Annotated in this window: 21 protein-coding genes; 2 read left to right on the forward strand and 19 right to left on the reverse strand. The window is 57.8% G+C overall.

Features of this window, described 5'->3' with window-relative positions; genetic code table 11:
- Positions 1-2: 2 nt before the first annotated feature.
- The 17 genes from JOE39_RS07770 to JOE39_RS07850 all read right to left on the reverse strand — a co-directional run bounded on the left by JOE39_RS07770 (position 3) and on the right by JOE39_RS07850 (position 14193).
- A complete protein-coding gene (locus JOE39_RS07770) occupies positions 3-3455 on the reverse strand; it encodes a phage tail tape measure protein (RefSeq protein WP_210077551.1) in 3453 nt (1150 codons plus the stop codon).
- Positions 3456-3465: 10 nt separating this feature from the next.
- Entirely contained in the window at positions 3466-3714 is a 249-nt protein-coding gene (locus JOE39_RS07775) for a DUF1799 domain-containing protein (protein ID WP_210077549.1), read from the reverse strand.
- A 62-nt stretch (positions 3715-3776) separates the two neighbouring features.
- Complete coding sequence (locus JOE39_RS07780) at positions 3777-4160, reverse strand: phage tail assembly chaperone (protein ID WP_210077547.1); 384 nt, start codon at positions 4158-4160, stop codon at positions 3777-3779.
- A gap of 3 nt (positions 4161-4163) precedes the next feature.
- Positions 4164-4820 (reverse strand): phage tail protein, encoded by a 657-nt coding sequence (locus tag JOE39_RS07785; RefSeq protein WP_210077545.1) that lies wholly within the window; start codon positions 4818-4820, stop codon positions 4164-4166.
- A gap of 71 nt (positions 4821-4891) precedes the next feature.
- Positions 4892-5302 (reverse strand): phage tail terminator-like protein, encoded by a 411-nt coding sequence (locus JOE39_RS07790; protein ID WP_210077543.1) that lies wholly within the window; start codon positions 5300-5302, stop codon positions 4892-4894.
- Positions 5299-5955 (reverse strand): hypothetical protein, encoded by a 657-nt coding sequence (locus JOE39_RS07795; RefSeq protein ID WP_210077541.1) that lies wholly within the window; start codon positions 5953-5955, stop codon positions 5299-5301. The genes JOE39_RS07790 and JOE39_RS07795 overlap by 4 nt, the downstream gene beginning before the upstream one ends.
- The gene (locus JOE39_RS07800) at positions 5952-6320 is read right to left on the reverse strand and encodes a hypothetical protein (RefSeq protein WP_210077540.1); all 369 of its coding nucleotides are present in this window, start codon (positions 6318-6320) and stop codon (positions 5952-5954) included. The genes JOE39_RS07795 and JOE39_RS07800 overlap by 4 nt, the downstream gene beginning before the upstream one ends.
- A gap of 18 nt (positions 6321-6338) precedes the next feature.
- Complete coding sequence (locus JOE39_RS07805) at positions 6339-6524, reverse strand: hypothetical protein (RefSeq protein ID WP_141249890.1); 186 nt, start codon at positions 6522-6524, stop codon at positions 6339-6341.
- A gap of 35 nt (positions 6525-6559) precedes the next feature.
- A complete protein-coding gene (locus JOE39_RS07810) occupies positions 6560-7060 on the reverse strand; it encodes a DnaT-like ssDNA-binding protein (protein WP_210077538.1) in 501 nt (166 codons plus the stop codon).
- Positions 7061-7063: 3 nt separating this feature from the next.
- Positions 7064-7492, reverse strand: coding sequence for a CTP synthase (locus JOE39_RS07815; RefSeq protein ID WP_245227476.1), 429 nt, complete (start codon positions 7490-7492; stop codon positions 7064-7066).
- Between the two features lie 45 nt (positions 7493-7537).
- Positions 7538-8488 (reverse strand): major capsid protein, encoded by a 951-nt coding sequence (locus JOE39_RS07820; protein WP_058401785.1) that lies wholly within the window; start codon positions 8486-8488, stop codon positions 7538-7540.
- Between the two features lie 12 nt (positions 8489-8500).
- Complete coding sequence (locus JOE39_RS07825; protein WP_210077535.1) at positions 8501-9229, reverse strand: hypothetical protein; 729 nt, start codon at positions 9227-9229, stop codon at positions 8501-8503.
- Between the two features lie 81 nt (positions 9230-9310).
- On the reverse strand, positions 9311-10396 hold the full coding sequence (locus JOE39_RS07830; RefSeq protein WP_210077534.1) for a minor capsid protein: 1086 nt from the start codon (positions 10394-10396) through the stop codon (positions 9311-9313).
- On the reverse strand, positions 10371-11792 hold the full coding sequence (locus JOE39_RS07835; protein ID WP_003393122.1) for a DUF4055 domain-containing protein: 1422 nt from the start codon (positions 11790-11792) through the stop codon (positions 10371-10373). The genes JOE39_RS07830 and JOE39_RS07835 overlap by 26 nt, the downstream gene beginning before the upstream one ends.
- Positions 11789-13090 (reverse strand): terminase family protein, encoded by a 1302-nt coding sequence (locus JOE39_RS07840; RefSeq protein WP_122257642.1) that lies wholly within the window; start codon positions 13088-13090, stop codon positions 11789-11791. Before JOE39_RS07840 ends, JOE39_RS07835 begins: the two co-directional genes overlap by 4 nt.
- Entirely contained in the window at positions 13077-13538 is a 462-nt protein-coding gene (locus tag JOE39_RS07845) for a DUF2280 domain-containing protein (RefSeq protein ID WP_010430521.1), read from the reverse strand. The genes JOE39_RS07840 and JOE39_RS07845 overlap by 14 nt, the downstream gene beginning before the upstream one ends.
- A gap of 31 nt (positions 13539-13569) precedes the next feature.
- Positions 13570-14193, reverse strand: coding sequence for a putative metallopeptidase (locus JOE39_RS07850; RefSeq protein WP_210077533.1), 624 nt, complete (start codon positions 14191-14193; stop codon positions 13570-13572).
- Between the two features lie 61 nt (positions 14194-14254).
- Between JOE39_RS07850 and JOE39_RS07855 the strand changes: the two genes are divergently transcribed.
- Positions 14255-14788, forward strand: coding sequence for a hypothetical protein (locus JOE39_RS07855; RefSeq protein WP_210077532.1), 534 nt, complete (start codon positions 14255-14257; stop codon positions 14786-14788).
- Positions 14789-14854: 66 nt separating this feature from the next.
- Here JOE39_RS07855 and JOE39_RS07860 read toward each other — a convergent pair whose 3' ends face one another.
- Positions 14855-15193: a hypothetical protein gene (locus JOE39_RS07860; RefSeq protein WP_016567852.1), complete on the reverse strand. Its 339-nt coding sequence runs from the start codon at positions 15191-15193 to the stop codon at positions 14855-14857.
- Complete coding sequence (locus tag JOE39_RS07865) at positions 15193-15564, reverse strand: hypothetical protein (RefSeq protein WP_058446667.1); 372 nt, start codon at positions 15562-15564, stop codon at positions 15193-15195. Before JOE39_RS07865 ends, JOE39_RS07860 begins: the two co-directional genes overlap by 1 nt.
- A 211-nt stretch (positions 15565-15775) precedes the next feature.
- On the opposite strand from JOE39_RS07865, the gene JOE39_RS07870 reads away from it, so the two are divergent.
- On the forward strand, positions 15776-16516 hold the full coding sequence (locus JOE39_RS07870) for a hypothetical protein (protein ID WP_210077531.1): 741 nt from the start codon (positions 15776-15778) through the stop codon (positions 16514-16516).
- Positions 16517-16539: the final 23 nt, after the last annotated feature.

Below are 16539 nucleotides of genomic sequence, written 5' to 3' on the forward strand. Positions count from 1 at the left end.
AACTACCTGCCATTTGTGAGCCTCCAGATAGAACCACCAGGTTGGAGAGCGCGAGCGATTGCAGTCTCGGCCTCGGCTTTTGCTGCCTGCTGAATGCCTTTGCCGAGCTGAGTGGATGCTTCCTGCGTGCTTGAGCTGCCTGAGTCGCCAGACGTCTGGACAGATACCGAGACAGGGAAGTTGTAGGTGTTGCTTCCGCTGCTCCCGCCTCCTCCCAGCGCGCGAACGCCCAGCTGGCCGCCGGCCGTGCGGGTGAGTGGCATGATCGCCTCGTCACCGGCCTCGCCCATCACTCCCACACCTCCTCCAGCGATACCGAACGCCGTCGGCTTGCTGACGACGCTATTGGTGAACGCAGCGCCATTGGCGAACATCTGCACGCCGTTGGACCATGCACCACCTTTGGCCTGGGCGACCCCAGACCAGCCGCTCAGTGCTGCGTCGCTGTATCCCGCAGCCGTTGAACCCGCCGACGCTGCTGTAGATGCCCCGCCGCTCAGGTAACTGGTAGCCGCGCCGAACAAGCTGCCCAGCAACGCAGAGCTGGCTTGGCGTGTAGCGATCTTGGCCATATCGACCAAGATCGATTTGGTGAAGTCTGAAAACGACCCCTTGCCAGTTATCGCGAAGTTGGCGACCGAATCCTCCATGCTGCTGAACGCGCTGGTGAATAGACTTTTGGTCTGCCCGGCGACGTCCCTCGCCGACTCCAGGTAGTTCTGGAAGGCGGACGATGCACCAGCACTCCAGCTGCCCTGAGCAACGGTCATATCTTCGTAGTTGGCCTGAACCGTGTCGCGCAGCTCCTGCTGGTTCTTGTTGAGCGCTGCCAGCTTCAGGTTGTACTCGTCGAGACTCATGCCCCGCGAGCCGTCACCATACTGGATGGCAAGCTCGACCTTCTGCTGGTTGGCCCGGTCATCTACAGAGTTCTGCTGGTCCACCAATCCACGCTGGCGATCGCCCATGCCGAGCGTCGCAGCAGAGCGCTGCCCCTGTTGGCGCAGCGTTTTGACCTGCTGCTCCAAAGCGCTGGTGTAGGTCGAAACAGCCAGCTCTTGCTTTTTTAGCCTACCTATTTCACTGGTAGCGAGTACAGACAGTTCGCTGTCAGCTTTCTTCTGCGCCTCCACCATCGAGGTTCGAGCGTCGGCGATCTTCTGATCAAGCTGGATGCGCTGCTCAGCGCTGGTGGAGGCCCTGCCCTTGGCTGCCTCAAGTGCCGCTATCTCTGCCTCATAGGCCGATGTCACGTCATCCTTCTGCTTCTCGACGATGGCCGCGCGCTGGCTGGCATAGGACTCAGCAGACACCAGTCCAGCTTTCTGCGATGCGTCCAGCTCTTTCTGAATACCGTCGTAATAGCCCGTGATCGACTTAAGCTGATTCTGTGCATCGTTGAATGCACTCAGGTCTACCGCTGACGCAGCCTTGGGAGTCTCCTTGTAGGCCGAGCTATCACGTATGGTTTTGTAGGCTGCCTCTTCCTGTTCGGCAGTTATCTTGAAGCCCGCAGCACGGGAAGCAGTGATCTGACGCTGTTTAGCCTCAAGCGCGTCATTCATCTTCTCGGCTTTTGAGCGCCCGGCCAGCTCATCCTGCTGATACTTCGTGTAGGCCTCGTTTCCCTTGCGACGAATTTCGCCTAATCGCCCTTCTTCCTTGGAGCTTTCAGCCTGCGCGTCACGAGCTTTTTCGAGAAGCTTTAGCCGATCTTCCAGAAACTTGGTCGAATCACTTCCCTCAAACATTCCCGAAAGCCAACCGCTCTTCCGTTTTTCGATCATCTCCTTGGTGTTATTGATTTGCTCGTCAAGGCTTTGGTCTCGACCAACATCTCGCATAGCATCCCAGGCATTTTTTGCGGTATCTGATACCCCCTTCCAAGCCTTTTCAAGTACGCCAAGGTTGGCCGTTATTTGAGCGCTTCTACTATTTAAAGAATCCGCATACGACTTAAAAGCTACCTCTGCCGCAGCCTGGGTTTCACCTTGGCGTTCAAGTGCAGCGATCTGCGAGAACGTTGCGGCGGTCAGATAGTTCAGTGACTCCGTGAACTCCAGCGATGCTTTCAGGGGCTCCTTTGCGAGCCTCTCAAAGTTCTTTACGGTCTCCGCAGTCGACTTGCCTGTCGCGTCGTCCATGTTGGCAGCGGCAGTAGCAATCATCTGAAAAGATGATGCTGAAATGCGGGTTGACCCAGCAAGCAACGCAAGCGTCTGCGCGGCCTCATTAACAGTACCGTTTGCGTCGGAAACAGCCCTGGCCATGTCGCTTAGCTGTCCGGCACTCGTTCCCGCGGTATTGCCGGTCATGATCAAGGCAGTGGTATACGCGGTTGCCTCGCTGCTCCCCTGCTTATATGCAATCCCCAATGCGACGAGCGCGGCAGCGGCAGCTACGGCACCTACAAGGACTGCGCCCATACCTACGCTAAGACCACCCCCTGCCGCCCTGAGCGCATCAGCTGCCTCCTTAGCGTTCTTGCCAGCGTCAGCTGCCGTGTTCGCCCCTTCCGCAAGGCTTCCTATACCAGCGCCCGCAGCCTCGGCACCTTCTGCAGCAGCCTTACCGCCGCTACCAACTGCCTCCAAGGCGTCACCAATCGAACCGATCCCACCGCCTATACCGAGAATGGATTTGATCTTTCCGCCGAGGACATCAATCGTCGGTCCAATACCACCGAACGAGTCTTTGATCTGCATGCCTTGCTGGAGGAAAACCTGCAGCGGATTTTGCCCTCCGATGAGGCTTGTGAAGATATCGCTGAACTGACTGGGCAACTGACGCAACGCAGCCTGAGTCTGTGCAGCTGATACGCCCGCGCTTTTGACGCTTTCACCGAACTCACCAAGCTTCTGACGGGACGCGTCAATCCGGGTGGAGTACTCCTTGAACGTATCGGCATCGATAAGCCCGGCGTTCTTGTATTGCTGGAGCTGTGCCTGCTGCTCATCAAGTTTGCCGAGCGCTGTAAGCGTCGGGTTGATTTTACCCAGAAGCACCTGTAGCCCTTCAGCCTCAATGCCAGTAGCGGCCGCTGCCTTCTTCGTCGATTCAGCAAGTTGGTCGGTCGACCCCACCAAGGCATCAGAATCAGCCTGCAATCGACGCCGAAGCGCTGCCAGGCTGCTGGCAGAAGAGCTTGAGGCGTCCACAGCCGCCGTGTTTCCGGTGACACTGGTTGTCAGGCGCTGGTAGTACTCGCTCGAATCCAGCGAGGCCTTGGCCATCGCTGTGAGGCGAGCGATCGCCTGGTCCGTTGTTTCGTTGAGCTTTCCCTCAGCCGTTGACAGGCCCGATGCTGCTGACGTCGCTTTGTCAAAGCCCGAGGAAACCCCATCAGCAGCCTTCTCTGCCCGCGCACCAGCGGCGGCCAGTTTGTCCAGATCGGTAGCGGCCTGCGCGGCATCGCCGGAATCAACCTTGATCCCGAGTTCTGCAATGGTCGTCATGAGCGCTCCGTTATTTCGATTCGCTCATCACGAGCAATGCTTCGACTTCCAGCGTACGGAGGTCGGAAAAGATGCCAGGCAGTTCTTGCCGTTTGATGCCCGCCATGTGAGCCGTGGCAGGGATGGCTGCATAGTCGAGACCGGATGCGCCGCCCGGCCCGGTCCGCCACTGAGTGGAGAGCGATTCGAACAGACGGAATGCCTTCCACGAGTCCGGCCAGACCTCGACCTCTTCGACGGGAATGTCAGCCAAGGTCATACCGAAGGCGGCGAGTTCATGCTCCGACGGCCCGTGCTCATACAGCGCACGGGCCGCCGCCTTCAGTTTCCCAGGCGTGCCGGGTCGTAGGCCGATTGGTACGCATCGATAACTGCCTGGGGCGCACCGACGCAAGTGGTAACCAGCGCGGCTACGGCTTCGTCAGTGAACTTGTCGTCGAAGGACCAGTCAGTCACAACGTCCTTGATCTGCTCGACCTGCAGAGCGATCTCTGAGGCCGTCACTTCCTGCCAGGTGATGCCGTCGTCGATGCGCTTGGCGTTCAGATCGGAGCGGGCCGTGTTCCAGCGCTCGAACATCTCGGCAAGCGCCTTACGGTCCATGTACTTGAATTCAAATTCCACCTTCACCGGCGCTTCGCCGATGCGAGGAATCATCACCGGCGCTTTGAAGGTCGGGTTTTGAGCGATCTTGATCTTGGCCATGGGTTACGCCACCACTGCGGAGTAACGGGTTGGACGGCCGGCCAGTGACAGAGTCATAACGCGGGTCATGAGGTTGTTTCGGCCCAACGTCGGCGTCGTGGTGATGGACACATAAGCGTTGTAAACGATGCTGCTACCGCCCGGCAGATTCAAACGAAGCACACGCGTCTGCTTGTCGTCGTCGGCAGCCTCCACCACAGCCACATAGGGAAGGTCTGGATCATCCGCCACGGTAAACGACATGCTGATCGGGTTTTTGGTGGTTGGCATCTGACGATCATCGTCGTCGGCGAGGAAGCCAAAGGTCAGAAACTGCTGGTCACCACCACTGGTGTTTACCTCGGTGATCTGGGGCACCTCGACAAAGCTGGTCACCTTGCGCACTGAGCCGGTGCCTGAACCAGCCGGGTATGGCTGCAGATTGGTGGTGTTGATGTTTTCCAGCGCAAACGTACCGCTCAGGCTTTTGGAAACGCGAGTGGCGCGATCATTCAAGCGAGTCCAGCCCGACGTTACGGCGATGATGTCACCGTCAGCCAGGCCGTGCGCAGCGGCAGTGGCAACAGCCGGATTTGCATTGTTCAGCGCAGTTACCGGGACTGCCGCGCCATATGCGGAGGCGATCTGAAGGGTTGCGCCGTTGGGGAGTCTGAAGCCCATGTTGGTTTTCCTCTGTGCAGAAATGACAAAACCCGCTCAATGGCGGGTTCTGGGTTTGCCCAATGGGCGAATTAGTTGGTGTCGGCGCGGTACTGAAACGAAGCGGAGACTGTCAGTGTGCTGTCACCGGTGATCGGCGGCCCAGGTTCTACCGGCGTGAGCACCAGCACCTCGAACGCGTCTTGATTGAGCCTGAGATAGGCCGGGAACAGAGCGGCAATATCGTCTACAAGGCCTTCAGCTTCGCCAGTCCCATTGCCTGCTGGGGTGACAACGTTGACCTGAAACACGCCTGTATAGACGCGGTGATCACCCGACAAGGTGTCGGTACCGGTCCCGGCTGGAAGCATGAACGCCGCCAGATACGTCTCGTCTGTCTCTGGCGTGAAACTGACACCCTGGTAGGCGATCCTCAGGTTGCGCCCACCCGCCCACACCGCGAGTCTCTGCTCAAACAGTGAGCGGATTATTTTGTGGCTCATACCTGATGATTCCTGATGGCCGCCTCAACGATCTGCTGGAAACGCGCCACGGTGATTCGGACCATGCCGCACGGCGCCTGGGTCGAATGCCCAAATTCCAGCGGGATGGCGTACGGCAGGCTGTTGGTGATGTACGCGACGTCGCCGGCGTGGAATTCCAGCACACCGTTGACGATGCGCGCCGTGGACTTGCTGCCAGTGGGATCGACCTCTTCTGTAGTCGTGCCATCTGGTGCGCCAATCCCGAACATCCAGTTGCCACGGAACCGGCCACCGACGTAATCCTGGCCAGCTACGAGTCCGTTGACGTTGAAGTTCTGGACACGCTCGGTCTTGGTCAACGGCTTGGCGTATTTCACGCCTCGCTTCAGCTTGCCGGACTTCGTGAAGTTCGACTCTGTCAGGTTGATGACCGTATTTCTCAGGGAAACCTTGAACTCGTACTCGTCGGCTGCGCGGGTGTTGGCATCACGAAACGCCAGGTTGGCCGCCCATATCTCAGGATTGCCCACTGGAGACATCCGGATGACGCTGCTGCCGATCTCGATGATTATCTCGCGAAGACTGACATCGACCGCTTCCTTCGCCTGCTCGGCAAATTTGGCGAGGTCGAGGGCGAAGCTACCGGACTGACCAGCACCTGCGCGGCTCATGAGCGCACCTGCAGCTCGTAGAGCAGTGGTGTGCCTGCCGGGTTGATCTCTTTCAGCGGAGGAATGATTGACCAGGTACGACCTTGGACCACCACTTTGCTGAGCAGCGTCGGTGGCTCACTCAAGCCTCGAGCGGCAATCTTCAGCTTTTTGTCGCCTACCTTGATCAGGGTATTGGTCTGGAACTCCTGCCCAGTGAAGTCGAGCAGGATGCCTTGAGCAGTTCGCTCTGTGACCGTATCTGGTGATGTGGTGCCGGAGCCCGGGTTGTAACCGCCTTTTACCGAGTCGCGGATGGTGACTGTCTGGCCGTATTTAGTGATCAGATCAAGGGCCATCACGGCCATCTCTTCGTAGAAGGCCATGGTGGCTCCGCTTTGTATTTATCGTTTTTTACGCTCTGCGAGCATTAGGTCGGCAAAATTTGCTGCGCTCCCAACTTTTGCCTGAGGGGTTGCTGATAAGGCGGCAAGAGGGCCGCCGCCTGCATCATTCCCAGGCTTTGCGAGCAGGCCAGTGAGCGCTGCGGCAAAATATCCATCCCACACGTTTTTTTCTTCCTGAGTCATAGCAACCTCCTAACAATGGAGGTCACAAGCTACCACTAAGCCCTTACAGCGAATAGGCCGCGCTTTAATAGGTAGTCAGCGAACTGCGTGGCACTCGGTCGATCCGGAGCAGCAGGCAGCAATCGCTTACTCGTGTTGCTGATGGTCGCGTATTCACGCTCTACCGCGCCGTCGACCTTTTCCTTCGTGACCGCGCCCTGGCGCTTGTCGATAGGATCAATGTCGTCGGCATGAATCTCTGCGGCCAGAGCCATCTGACCGTACTGAATACGTGCCGGGAGGTACCGCTCCGGCTTGTTCTCGCCATCCAGGCGAATCTCCCGGCGAGGCCAGGAAAGTACCTGATCGCCGGTGGATTTGCGTCCCTTCCAGGTCATGCCGTCCATCACCAAGGCGGCCCGGCGCAAAACAGCCTCTTGCGCAGCCTCTTCAGCCGGAATGGCCGCACCGAATTTCCCGGCATAGATGACCAGTTCAGCGGCAGTGGCGTAGCTTTCAGCATCCGGTACGCCGGTGCCGTCCTCGATGATGAGCATGACTTATTCCTTGGTTTCGTTCAGGCGATCTGCTTCGGCCTTGGCCTGAGCTTCATCACCAGCAAAGTCGCTGAATCGTACACCGTCGCGGGTGATGATGATCCACTGGTTATCTGCTTCCAGCTTGGGGATGTAGACCGGTTCTTCCTTGGTGCCATCCTTCTGGGTGCCATTGGATTCAGGCTTGGTTGGGCCTTTGCCCTGCTTTGCAGGAGTTTTGTCAGCAGCCTTGGCCTTGCCTTTCACCGGCGTCTTGCGTGTCTCGATCTCCACCTCAATCTCGACGGCCTTGTAGGCATCGACGATTTCCGGGTAATCGCCAACCACGGTGACCTTGGTCACGCCGCGTTCGACGTTCCGGAACAGATCCGGGTTGCGATAGCGCTTGTTGGGATCGAAGTCGCCGCGCTGGTTGCTGTAAACGAGTTCCATGATGTTCTCCCTGGCGGCCATTTCTGACCGCGCGTATCGAATGGCTTATGCGGCCTGAGTGAGTTCGATCATCACGCCAGCAGTGACCTTATCGCTGGCAGAGTGCTTGACCCAGTTGGCGGACGAGCCGACAGCGGCGAGCGATGGGTTCGCACCACCGGCAGTTTCCTTCCAGCTGTAACCCAGAACATCGATGTTCACGACGCCTTCAGCGCGGTAGCCGATGCCGAGGTTTTCTTCGTCGTTGACTTCATAGGAGCGGAAGCCAGGAGCCTGGGATTCGGTGATGGTCACTGCGCTTGGCAGCAGGCCGAAGATCACGTCAACCGGAGCGGTATCGGTAACCAGTACCGGCTTGCCCAGAGTTCCTGGCAGGCCGCCGTAGATCACGACACCCGCCTCTTCGTACAGCTTGTTGGTGATGGCTTCATCGACGATGTCGAAGTAAGCCGACGAGTGCATGACCCACAGCGCGATACGGCCGAATTTGTCACCGAACTTGCGCATGCCGCGAGTCAGCGTCTTCTTGCCGTCCGTCTCGATGCTGGCCTCAACGACCATTGCAGGGTTGGAGCCGATCGACGCGCGCAGCGCGGCAGTTGCGTACTGCACGAAGCCTTCAAGGGTTGCGTCTGCAACGTCCTGGCCGATGATCTGGGAGAACTCGTCTACCGGGCGACCACGACGCTTGAACGCCTCTTCGGTCGTCTGGTAAGGGCCGTACTTCCACGGAGCCTTGACGCCGACTGCCTCACCGGCGCCGATTTTCTTGGCGACGACTTTGGCTTCGGAGTTAACGTCACGGTGATCCAGCGAACCTGCCAGCTTGTAGAAGGCACGTTTGCGGAAGTCGCCTTCGATCAGCTCGTTGTCGAGGATGATTGCGCCGTTGGAGGACGCGTTGAAGATGTCCAGGTTGTCCTGAACACGTTCCAGGTACGCGGTCTGAGCTTCATCGTTGTAGATGATCAGATCGCTGTTCACAGTTGTTGCCATGGGTGAATCCCCTTACTTGGGCAAATTGAGGTATGCGGTTTGGCCGTGCTTGCGCTGGTAGTCGCGCTTTTGCGTGGCTGTCATTTCGGAGCGCTTCAGTGCAGCCTGGCCGCCACCCCCGCCCGGGGCATTCGTACCCGAGGCCCTTGGCCACAGGTGAGGAGCGCTTTCGCGCAAGGATTCCGCCCATTCGAGCGGGGTCAGAGGGGTCTTGCCGTCTTTGCCGAGAATGGTCTGACCAGACTCATCAACGGCGACCGCTTCGCCCTCTTCGTTCAGTGAGAACACGCCTTTGGCGCGCAGGATGATGTCGTCAGTTGCTTCAGGCAGCGCGCCGGCTTTTAGGGCCGCTCCGCGCACCGAGTCGCCCAGGACCTTGCCCTGAAACTTGGCGGCGAATGTTTCAGCCTTCGTCGCGCGCTCACTGATTGCCTTCAACTGCTTGTCATAGTCGCCGCGCAGGCGCTCGGTGCGCTTGTTGAACACCTCGTCCACCTTGCCCTCTGTAAGCAGCTTGGTTTCCTCGTCCTGACCGGCGCGGCTCAGCAGGCCTTTGACGGCGTCGATGTCGATGCCCTCGAACTGGGTTTCAAACTGAGTCAGCTTGCCGGTGGCATCCTTGAGCTTACCCAGCAACTCACTGTTTTTATTTTTCAGACCGGCCTCAGAGGTTCTGACAGCAGCCTCAATAGCGGCTTTGATGGCTGGGTTTTCCAGGTCGATTTCGTTTTCTTCTGCCACGGTGATGCACCCCTTGGGTTTTGTCGGCCCGCCTTACGGGCGTAAAAAACCGCCCGGAGGCGGCTGATTGAAAGTGTTCGGTTAAATTCCGGCGCGCTCGAAGGCTAGCGGCTCGAGCTTTTTCATTTGCTCCAACATCAGCGGCTTGAAGTTGCGGTCGAGTTGCAGCTCAGAGAAGCGCTCAAGCGTCAGTCCGCCATCACGGAACAGCTTGGCGCGAGTCGGGCCAAGCGCCTGATCCTGAAACGCCGAAGGTTGGAGCTTGAGCCAATCGTAATAGCTCAGATCGGCCGCCACCTGGCCTCCACCGTTCGGCCCTACCGAGGCGCGGGTAGCATCCTTGCTGAGGAACTTGGTCCATTTGGTCACGGGCACGAAGGTCGTCCGGCACCTGATGTGAAACGGTGGACGCGGCCCGGAATCGACTGGGAAGCGGCGTTTATCCAATGACCTGCAGGTCTGGGTTGTCTTGCTGTCGAGGGTCGCGACGATCTCAATCTCGGCGACTACATCAGGATTGGCCTTGATGGTCTCCATCCGAGCCTGCGAGGCGACGTGCTGCACAGCCGTGTGCACGACCGCACTGGCATTGCGCTTGGTCGTTGCCAATATCCCGTCGCTGTACCCCGCAGCCTTGGTGCCGCGAATCTTGCGGATGACCTGAAAGTTCGTCTGCCCTTCAAAGAATCCTTGCCTGATGGCACCACTGACGCGCTCACGCTCGGTAGATGCCCAGTCCTTGATGAACGGCTCTAGCAGCTTGCCGCCGCAGTTGTCGCGCACGCTGAGCGGGTTGTTAAGCACTGCCGAGCGGATAGCGCGTGCTGGCGGGACCACTGCATCAAAGGTGACACCCACAGGCGCGGACCGGGATAGCGCCGTCGCTTCGAATTGAGCCTCGTAGTTGGCCAGGTCGATCAGATCAAGATTCAGCGTCGTGGTATAGCGGTCGAAAATGCCGAGTAGCAGGCTGTCGACCTCGTCGAGCAGTTGGTTCAGCCGCTTGATGTTGTACTCGCTCAAGTCGGCGTTGGTGAGCTGCTCGCGCACCGCCCGGTCGATCTCTTTGAGGAAAGGAGCGAATTTCTCGACCTCACCAGCCTTCAGTTGCTCCAGGAACACCGAGTGCCGAATCGTGGCATCAAGTACCGCTTGGTTGACGGCCATCGTTTAAGTCCTCGTCATCATCCAGGCCGAGGTTGTCGGTCTGCTCCTGAAGCTCTCCGTCTATCTGCTTGTCGGTTCGCTCAGGTGCGATCAGCCCCAACTTGCGCAGGTAGCCGCGCAGATCGGCTTTGGCAAACCCACCGCTCTGCCATAGCTGCACAAGCGCGGTGATCATCTGCGGGTCAGCGCTGAGTTCGACGAACTCTTGATTCACCAGATAAGCCGTCTTGCCGGTGACACCCAGGAACTGAGCGCACCAACCCAGCGCCCGGGTATAGGCCTCGTTGACGTTGGATACGCAGATTGCGAGCACCGACGTGGACGCCGACTGGTCGCCTCTCGACTCGGTAGCTGTTTTGGCCGTTATGGACGACACAACCATGCGCGCGCCCAGCTCGATCATCATCTGGTTCTTGTCGGCCATCGCCTCTTTCACCAGTGTGTTTGGCTGGGGCTGGGCAAAGGCGAAGGTTTCGCCAGCTGGCACAGGGATCGGAGCGCGGGAGCCTACGTAAACGCCCTCTTTGCGCGCCATCTCAAGCCATTGTTCGTCAACGCCGCTGATCCACGGCTGAGCCTGGCCACACCAGAACACGCTGTCCTCGTAGTCCGCGCTGTTCCGGTAATGGCCGAGGTTGATCATCGCGATGTCGTAAAGCGGTGACTCGTCAATGCTTGGGTCGTTGTTCTGCGCGCCGATGAACGTGAAAGGGATCTCCTTGAGACGTCCGCCCTTCCCCTTCGGCATGTACTCCTCAACCGCCTCAAGAGGACCGCCGCCGCGCGGGCCTTTGCGACGCCATACGCGACAGACGTACAGTCCAGCCTCGTCCAAGGCCAGCTCGCGAAACTGCTCGGTGCGCTTCAGCCCAAACCCATCCGGCTCTTCGTTCATCTCACGCAGCACAACCATGATCAGGACGTTGTGGCCGTCCACCATGCCGGTGCGCCAGTTGATGACGTCTTCAGCCGTGTAAGTGAGGATGACCGAATGCCCGCCGATGCCGCCGTCTTCGTGGAAGTCCACGAAAAGACCATGACGACCGGCTTCTAAGACCTTCTCAAGCGAGCCTTGCGACTGCTGATAGATGCTCACGCCTGCGCCGTTGGCATTGTCCTGCAGGTATTCAAGGTTCTTGGGGACCGTCAGCGTGGGGTCTTTGTGGAACGCCAAACCAATCAGCCCGTTTCGGGTGTGACCGGTGGCGTTCTTGAACACCGCGCGCTCGCGGTACGCGTTGTTGCGTTCGACGTTCTCTTCTGACTTGTCATGCCGGTTGATGTAAGGCAGCCGGTCAACAACGCGATGCTGGCCAGCACAGACGTCGCGCACAGTCAGCCAGCGATCCAAGGCCTCGATGTATTCGGGCCGTTTGAAGGAAACGTCGTTGTTCATCGGGCGTATCCCAGGGCTAGAGAGGTGACCGGTTTTATGATCGGGTACTCGCGGTGGATGAAATAACCGCCGCCATCGTTCGCGTGGTCATTGCCTTGTGATTTGTCGGGTTCACCGTTGGCCGCCCAGACCTGCTGCTCAAGGCCATCGGCATATGTCGGGCAGGTGAAAGGGTTGACCAGGTATCGGCGCTCGCCCTGCGCGTTGCAAAACATCGCGTTCATGGCGTTGATTCGATCCTTCACCGGAGGGTTGGCCGCAGGTGCGATCACTGTGAAGCCTGCCTGCTTGAGCATGGCTATATCTGTGACGCTGGCATTGACTGACTTGCGCGAGTCGCCCGATGCGTCTGGGTAGATACGGATTTCGCAGGACTTGATGTACTTGTCGCCATCGTGGCGCCAGTAGCGTTCCTTGATGCGTCGGATCATGTCGGGCGTGTCGTAGCCATCCATGAACTCGTCCACGGCTCGGGGCAGGCCCTTTTCCCGCTTCACATGCGTGATCGCTGCCATCTTGCCGACGTTGAAGTCCATGCCGATGAACAAAGGCTCACCGGCCTGCACCGTGTCGAAACACTGGTTCAGCTTGCGGTCATAAGCGTGGTAGATCGACCCAGACGTCAGGTTGACGAATTGGCCGTTCAGGTACGCCCTGATCAGTTGCTCGGGGTATGACTCCATCAGCGACGGGATGTAGTCGTCCGGCAGGTTCAGCTCGTTGTCGAAGGTGCTGGCCTGGATGAGCCCATACATCTCCTTGAGCGCTGGCTTGTCGCGCAGCTGCTTCACGAACTGCAGGAAGACGAACTTGAAGCCTTCCGGTGTCGTGGTGACGTCCACGCCGTTCTTCAGACCGGGCAGGTTGTAACGCATTCGCGCGATGATCTTGCGCCAGGCTTGCTGCGCCTTGATCGAGGTCAGAACGTCCAGTTCATCGACCAGAGCGTGTCCGACCTTGAAGCCGACAATGGTTTGTGGCTTCTCCATCGAGCGACAGATCACGGTGCCGCGATACTGCCGACCGCTATAGATGTGAACCTCATGGTTCGCCTGATTGATCTTTGTCTTCAGGCCCCACTCATAGGCCACCTCTTCCATCGTTGGATAGAAGATGTCCCGAATCTGCGGGTACGTCGGTGCGAAGTAACCGGCGTTGACACCCGGCCACTCCATGAAGTGCTTGCTCAGCGCCGAGCAGCCGACCCAGGTCTTCCCAGAGCCGAACCCGGCCACGAATGCGCGAAACTTGTGGGGCAGCAGCAGGAATTTCGATTGCGGGACGTTAAGGCTGGGCATCAGGCTTCCTCGCATCCACTACATCGACCTGGATGCGAGTCGGAATTGCTGGCTCGTCTCCCGCCTCATCCTTGCGATGGCGGTTGACGTACATATCGCCGGATTCTTTGGCCGCCTGTTCAAGTACCTGTAGGGCCAGCGCCAGGTTGCGCATACCTTCGGCCTTCTCAACAATCCTACCGAGGGCACGCAGCCGATATGCCCGGTTGGCGATCGGAATCTCCGCCGTGTCTTCACGGAAACGCTTGCGTGTGTCGTGAAATAGGGTCACCCACCTGGCCGCAAGGTTCACCCCAGCGCGCTTGGTTGGGTCGTGCGACTCACACTGTTGGCGGGATATCTCAATGCTGAATTCTTGCTTGACCTGCTCTACGACTTGCGAGGGAGTGTCGAAGCAAGCCAACGCCTGAACGATGAAGCTCTTCACCTCATGCTTCAGGGCTGCCATAGGTTGGATTCCGTCTAATGCCTGTCAAATTTCAGGCCGACTTGAGCAGACAGGTTCCGCAGGCCCTCGATATATTCAATTTACCTACCTCAGCAGGCTTGTTTGCAGCGTCAACCAGTCGCTGAACGTCTGGGCTTGCCCCATAGCGACGGACCACACCGACGAACTCTTCGACGTCATGGCCCTGCAGCTTCAGCTTGGGTGCGCCCTCTTTGGTGAAGGCAGGCTGACCGTATTGGTCCGTCGCTTGCGCCAAGTGGTAAAGCTCATGCTCGACCAGTGCACAGAAGTCGGCATCGCTGCAGGTTGCGCAGTAATCGGCGGCCAACGTGATAATGAAGTCAGGGGTGTCACCGAACCAGTCACGCATCTGCTGTTCCATACGGGCCTTCTGCCACCCGCCAGCTCGGAAGGCGACCTGTTCGGCCTGGCCCAGTACTCGGCGGCCCTGCTTCTCGAAACTGGATGATGCCCACATCACACGGATGTCGGCGTCGATCAGATGGGCGTGGTCTTCGTTATGAATGCTGCCGGTGTCGGCAAGGATCTCGGCTTGTATCCATTCCCATACGTTCAAGGCGGGTGTCAGACGTAAACCAAAGTCGGAAGAGTCGGATAGTTGAGTCAACGATGCTGGTGGGTATGGCCTACCCATAATAAAGCTCTTGCCTGATATTATGTCCATTTCGACCAATCTGTGACTCTAGGGAATGTAAATGACTCGAAATGCATCCGGAATTGTCAAAGCCGCTGCCCAATTAATCTTCGGCGGAGCTGGTGTGGCAGCACTCGTCACTATCGCGTACACGATGTGGCACGACTCTACCGAAAAATCTGCTGCATTCGGCAAGAACGAGGCAGCACTCGGGTTCGCAAATGGCCAGCTTATAGAGACCAAAACTGAAAATGAGAAGCTGAAAGTAGAGAGGGCAAACCTTCAGCAGCAGATCGATAATCTGCGGCAAGAGCTGTTAACAGAGCAGATAAACAATAAATACGATAAAAAGCTTCTCACCGAAAGTAACCTTAGGACGCAACAGCTTGAGACCCAAGTAACGCAACTCGGTACGTCATTAAGGAATTCCGATCCTTGCGCGATTTTGAGGAAAGATATCGGTGCCCTCGAAGAAGAACTGCAGCGTCCAAGCTACTCGTCGGCCAGCCTTAACGATCTCCAGAGAACCCAAGCGCAATCCAGTCTTGAGAAAAAGTACAATTCTCTCGATGTGTGTCAGTCATCCCGCAGATAGTTCACCACCCAGATCGCTCAATATCGATGGGCTACGAAAAATCACAGTGCCCGCATTGATGGCGCGTTACGGCGTCTGCCGCTCTACCGCCTCGTTCACCTTGTCGGCGGCCTTGCTGGCTGTCTCTGCCGCCTTGGTGGCCTTGCCGGCTGCGTCCTCAACCTTCCCTGCTGCATCGGTCGCGGTCTTGGCCAACTTGTTGAGGCGCATGTCGCGCTGAACGGTGGCCTCGTCGTAACCGCGGCGCACTTCGGCGACCTGGGCGCTATACCAACTGGCAAGCGACCATTGCGAAGCACCGAAGCCCAGCGCGAACGACCCAGTGACCAGCAGCGAGGCGATCACCCACACTTCAAGGCGACGCCACCAGCGCCGGGCGATGAAATCTCTGACGCACCTTTCCATCAGTTGATACCTCCGAGCTGTGCACGCAGACGAGCGATCTCAGCGCTTTGGGTAGTGACCTTGTCAGTGAGCTGGGCCACCTGGCTGGTCAGGGCTTCGATCTTCCCTTCCATCCGGCCGACAGCGGCAGCCAGTTCATTGCGTTCTTTGGCGAATTGGTCAGCCCGAGCCTCGGCCTCTTTGCGCGCCAGGCGTTCCGAGTCGAGCAGTTCGTTGAGCCTGCGGACGGTGCCGATATCGGCGTTGTCCATGGCGCGGTCGGTCGCATCCCGGGAGAGGAATTTCCTCAACCACAGGAAGCCACCCAGCAGGATTGTGCCCGTACCGCCCAGCCAGGTAGCTGTGCCTGGGCCGAGATCGGTTGGGTCCATCATTACTCCACTAGTGGCGAGGTCTGCTTCAGGCCATGATTTGGCTCGACACCAACAGCACTCCCAGCTTGAGGCGATGGGTGTGGTGGCGCCGAAAAAGAAAAGGCCCCAGCAAGTGCCGAGGCTTTGAATATGGAAAAAGTAGCGCGTCAGTGGGCATACTATGCGTTGAATAATCTCTATCAAAGCAGATCATTACGAGGATGGCGCAGTGGCCAAAAGCAATATCGGACATCTTTCGCTCGCCTTTTTGGCGTGCCTCACTGATCTCGCAAATGCGGTGCCGCGTGATGTTTCACCCGGAGCTGAAGCGCTGTACTTCAACGCGTTACCTTACCTGGATGAAATTGACGAATTAAATAACGAACTATTCAGCCTTCAGCATCAGCTACCCAATAAAGAAAAAGTACCAGAGGGGAAAAAAGAAACACTCAAAAACAAAATAAGTACACTACTGATGGAGGCAACCCCGCTACTCAGGCGCTCATCTGATGAAGGTAATCCCGCCGCACAATACCGACTGGCTTGGCTTGCCATAGAATTCGATCCCAGAGAGCAGGTTGTAGATCAGGTTTGCTCTTTGTTGAAATCAAGCCTGACAAAAGGGTTCGCTCCGGCTGGTCTACAGATGATCAGCTACTGCTTCGATGATGTGAAAACAGCCGAGTTTCGATCGCTGATTGATGCCTTGCCTGAACCTCCAAGCCCGTACAGTAAGTACTATCCGCAGCCAGTACTTATGCCGAGATGCGACGGTAAGCGCGCCTCCAATGGTGAAAATACAATCGGTTCACTTGATGAAAAAGCAGTTCGCGCCGATCTCTACATGAGCCTCTCGACTCAAATGTCGACGCAGAACCTTAAGCAAGAACAAATGCGATACCTTCAAAAATCTGCCGAATACGGATGCACTCGCGCTATAGAGCGACTAAAGCTAAAAGCAGGTAACTAAGCCTTCGCGAGAGCTGCCGTAGA

This window comes from Pseudomonas sp. PvP100 (assembly GCF_017833055.1).
Taxonomy (GTDB): Bacteria; Pseudomonadota; Gammaproteobacteria; order Pseudomonadales; family Pseudomonadaceae; genus Aquipseudomonas; species Aquipseudomonas syringae.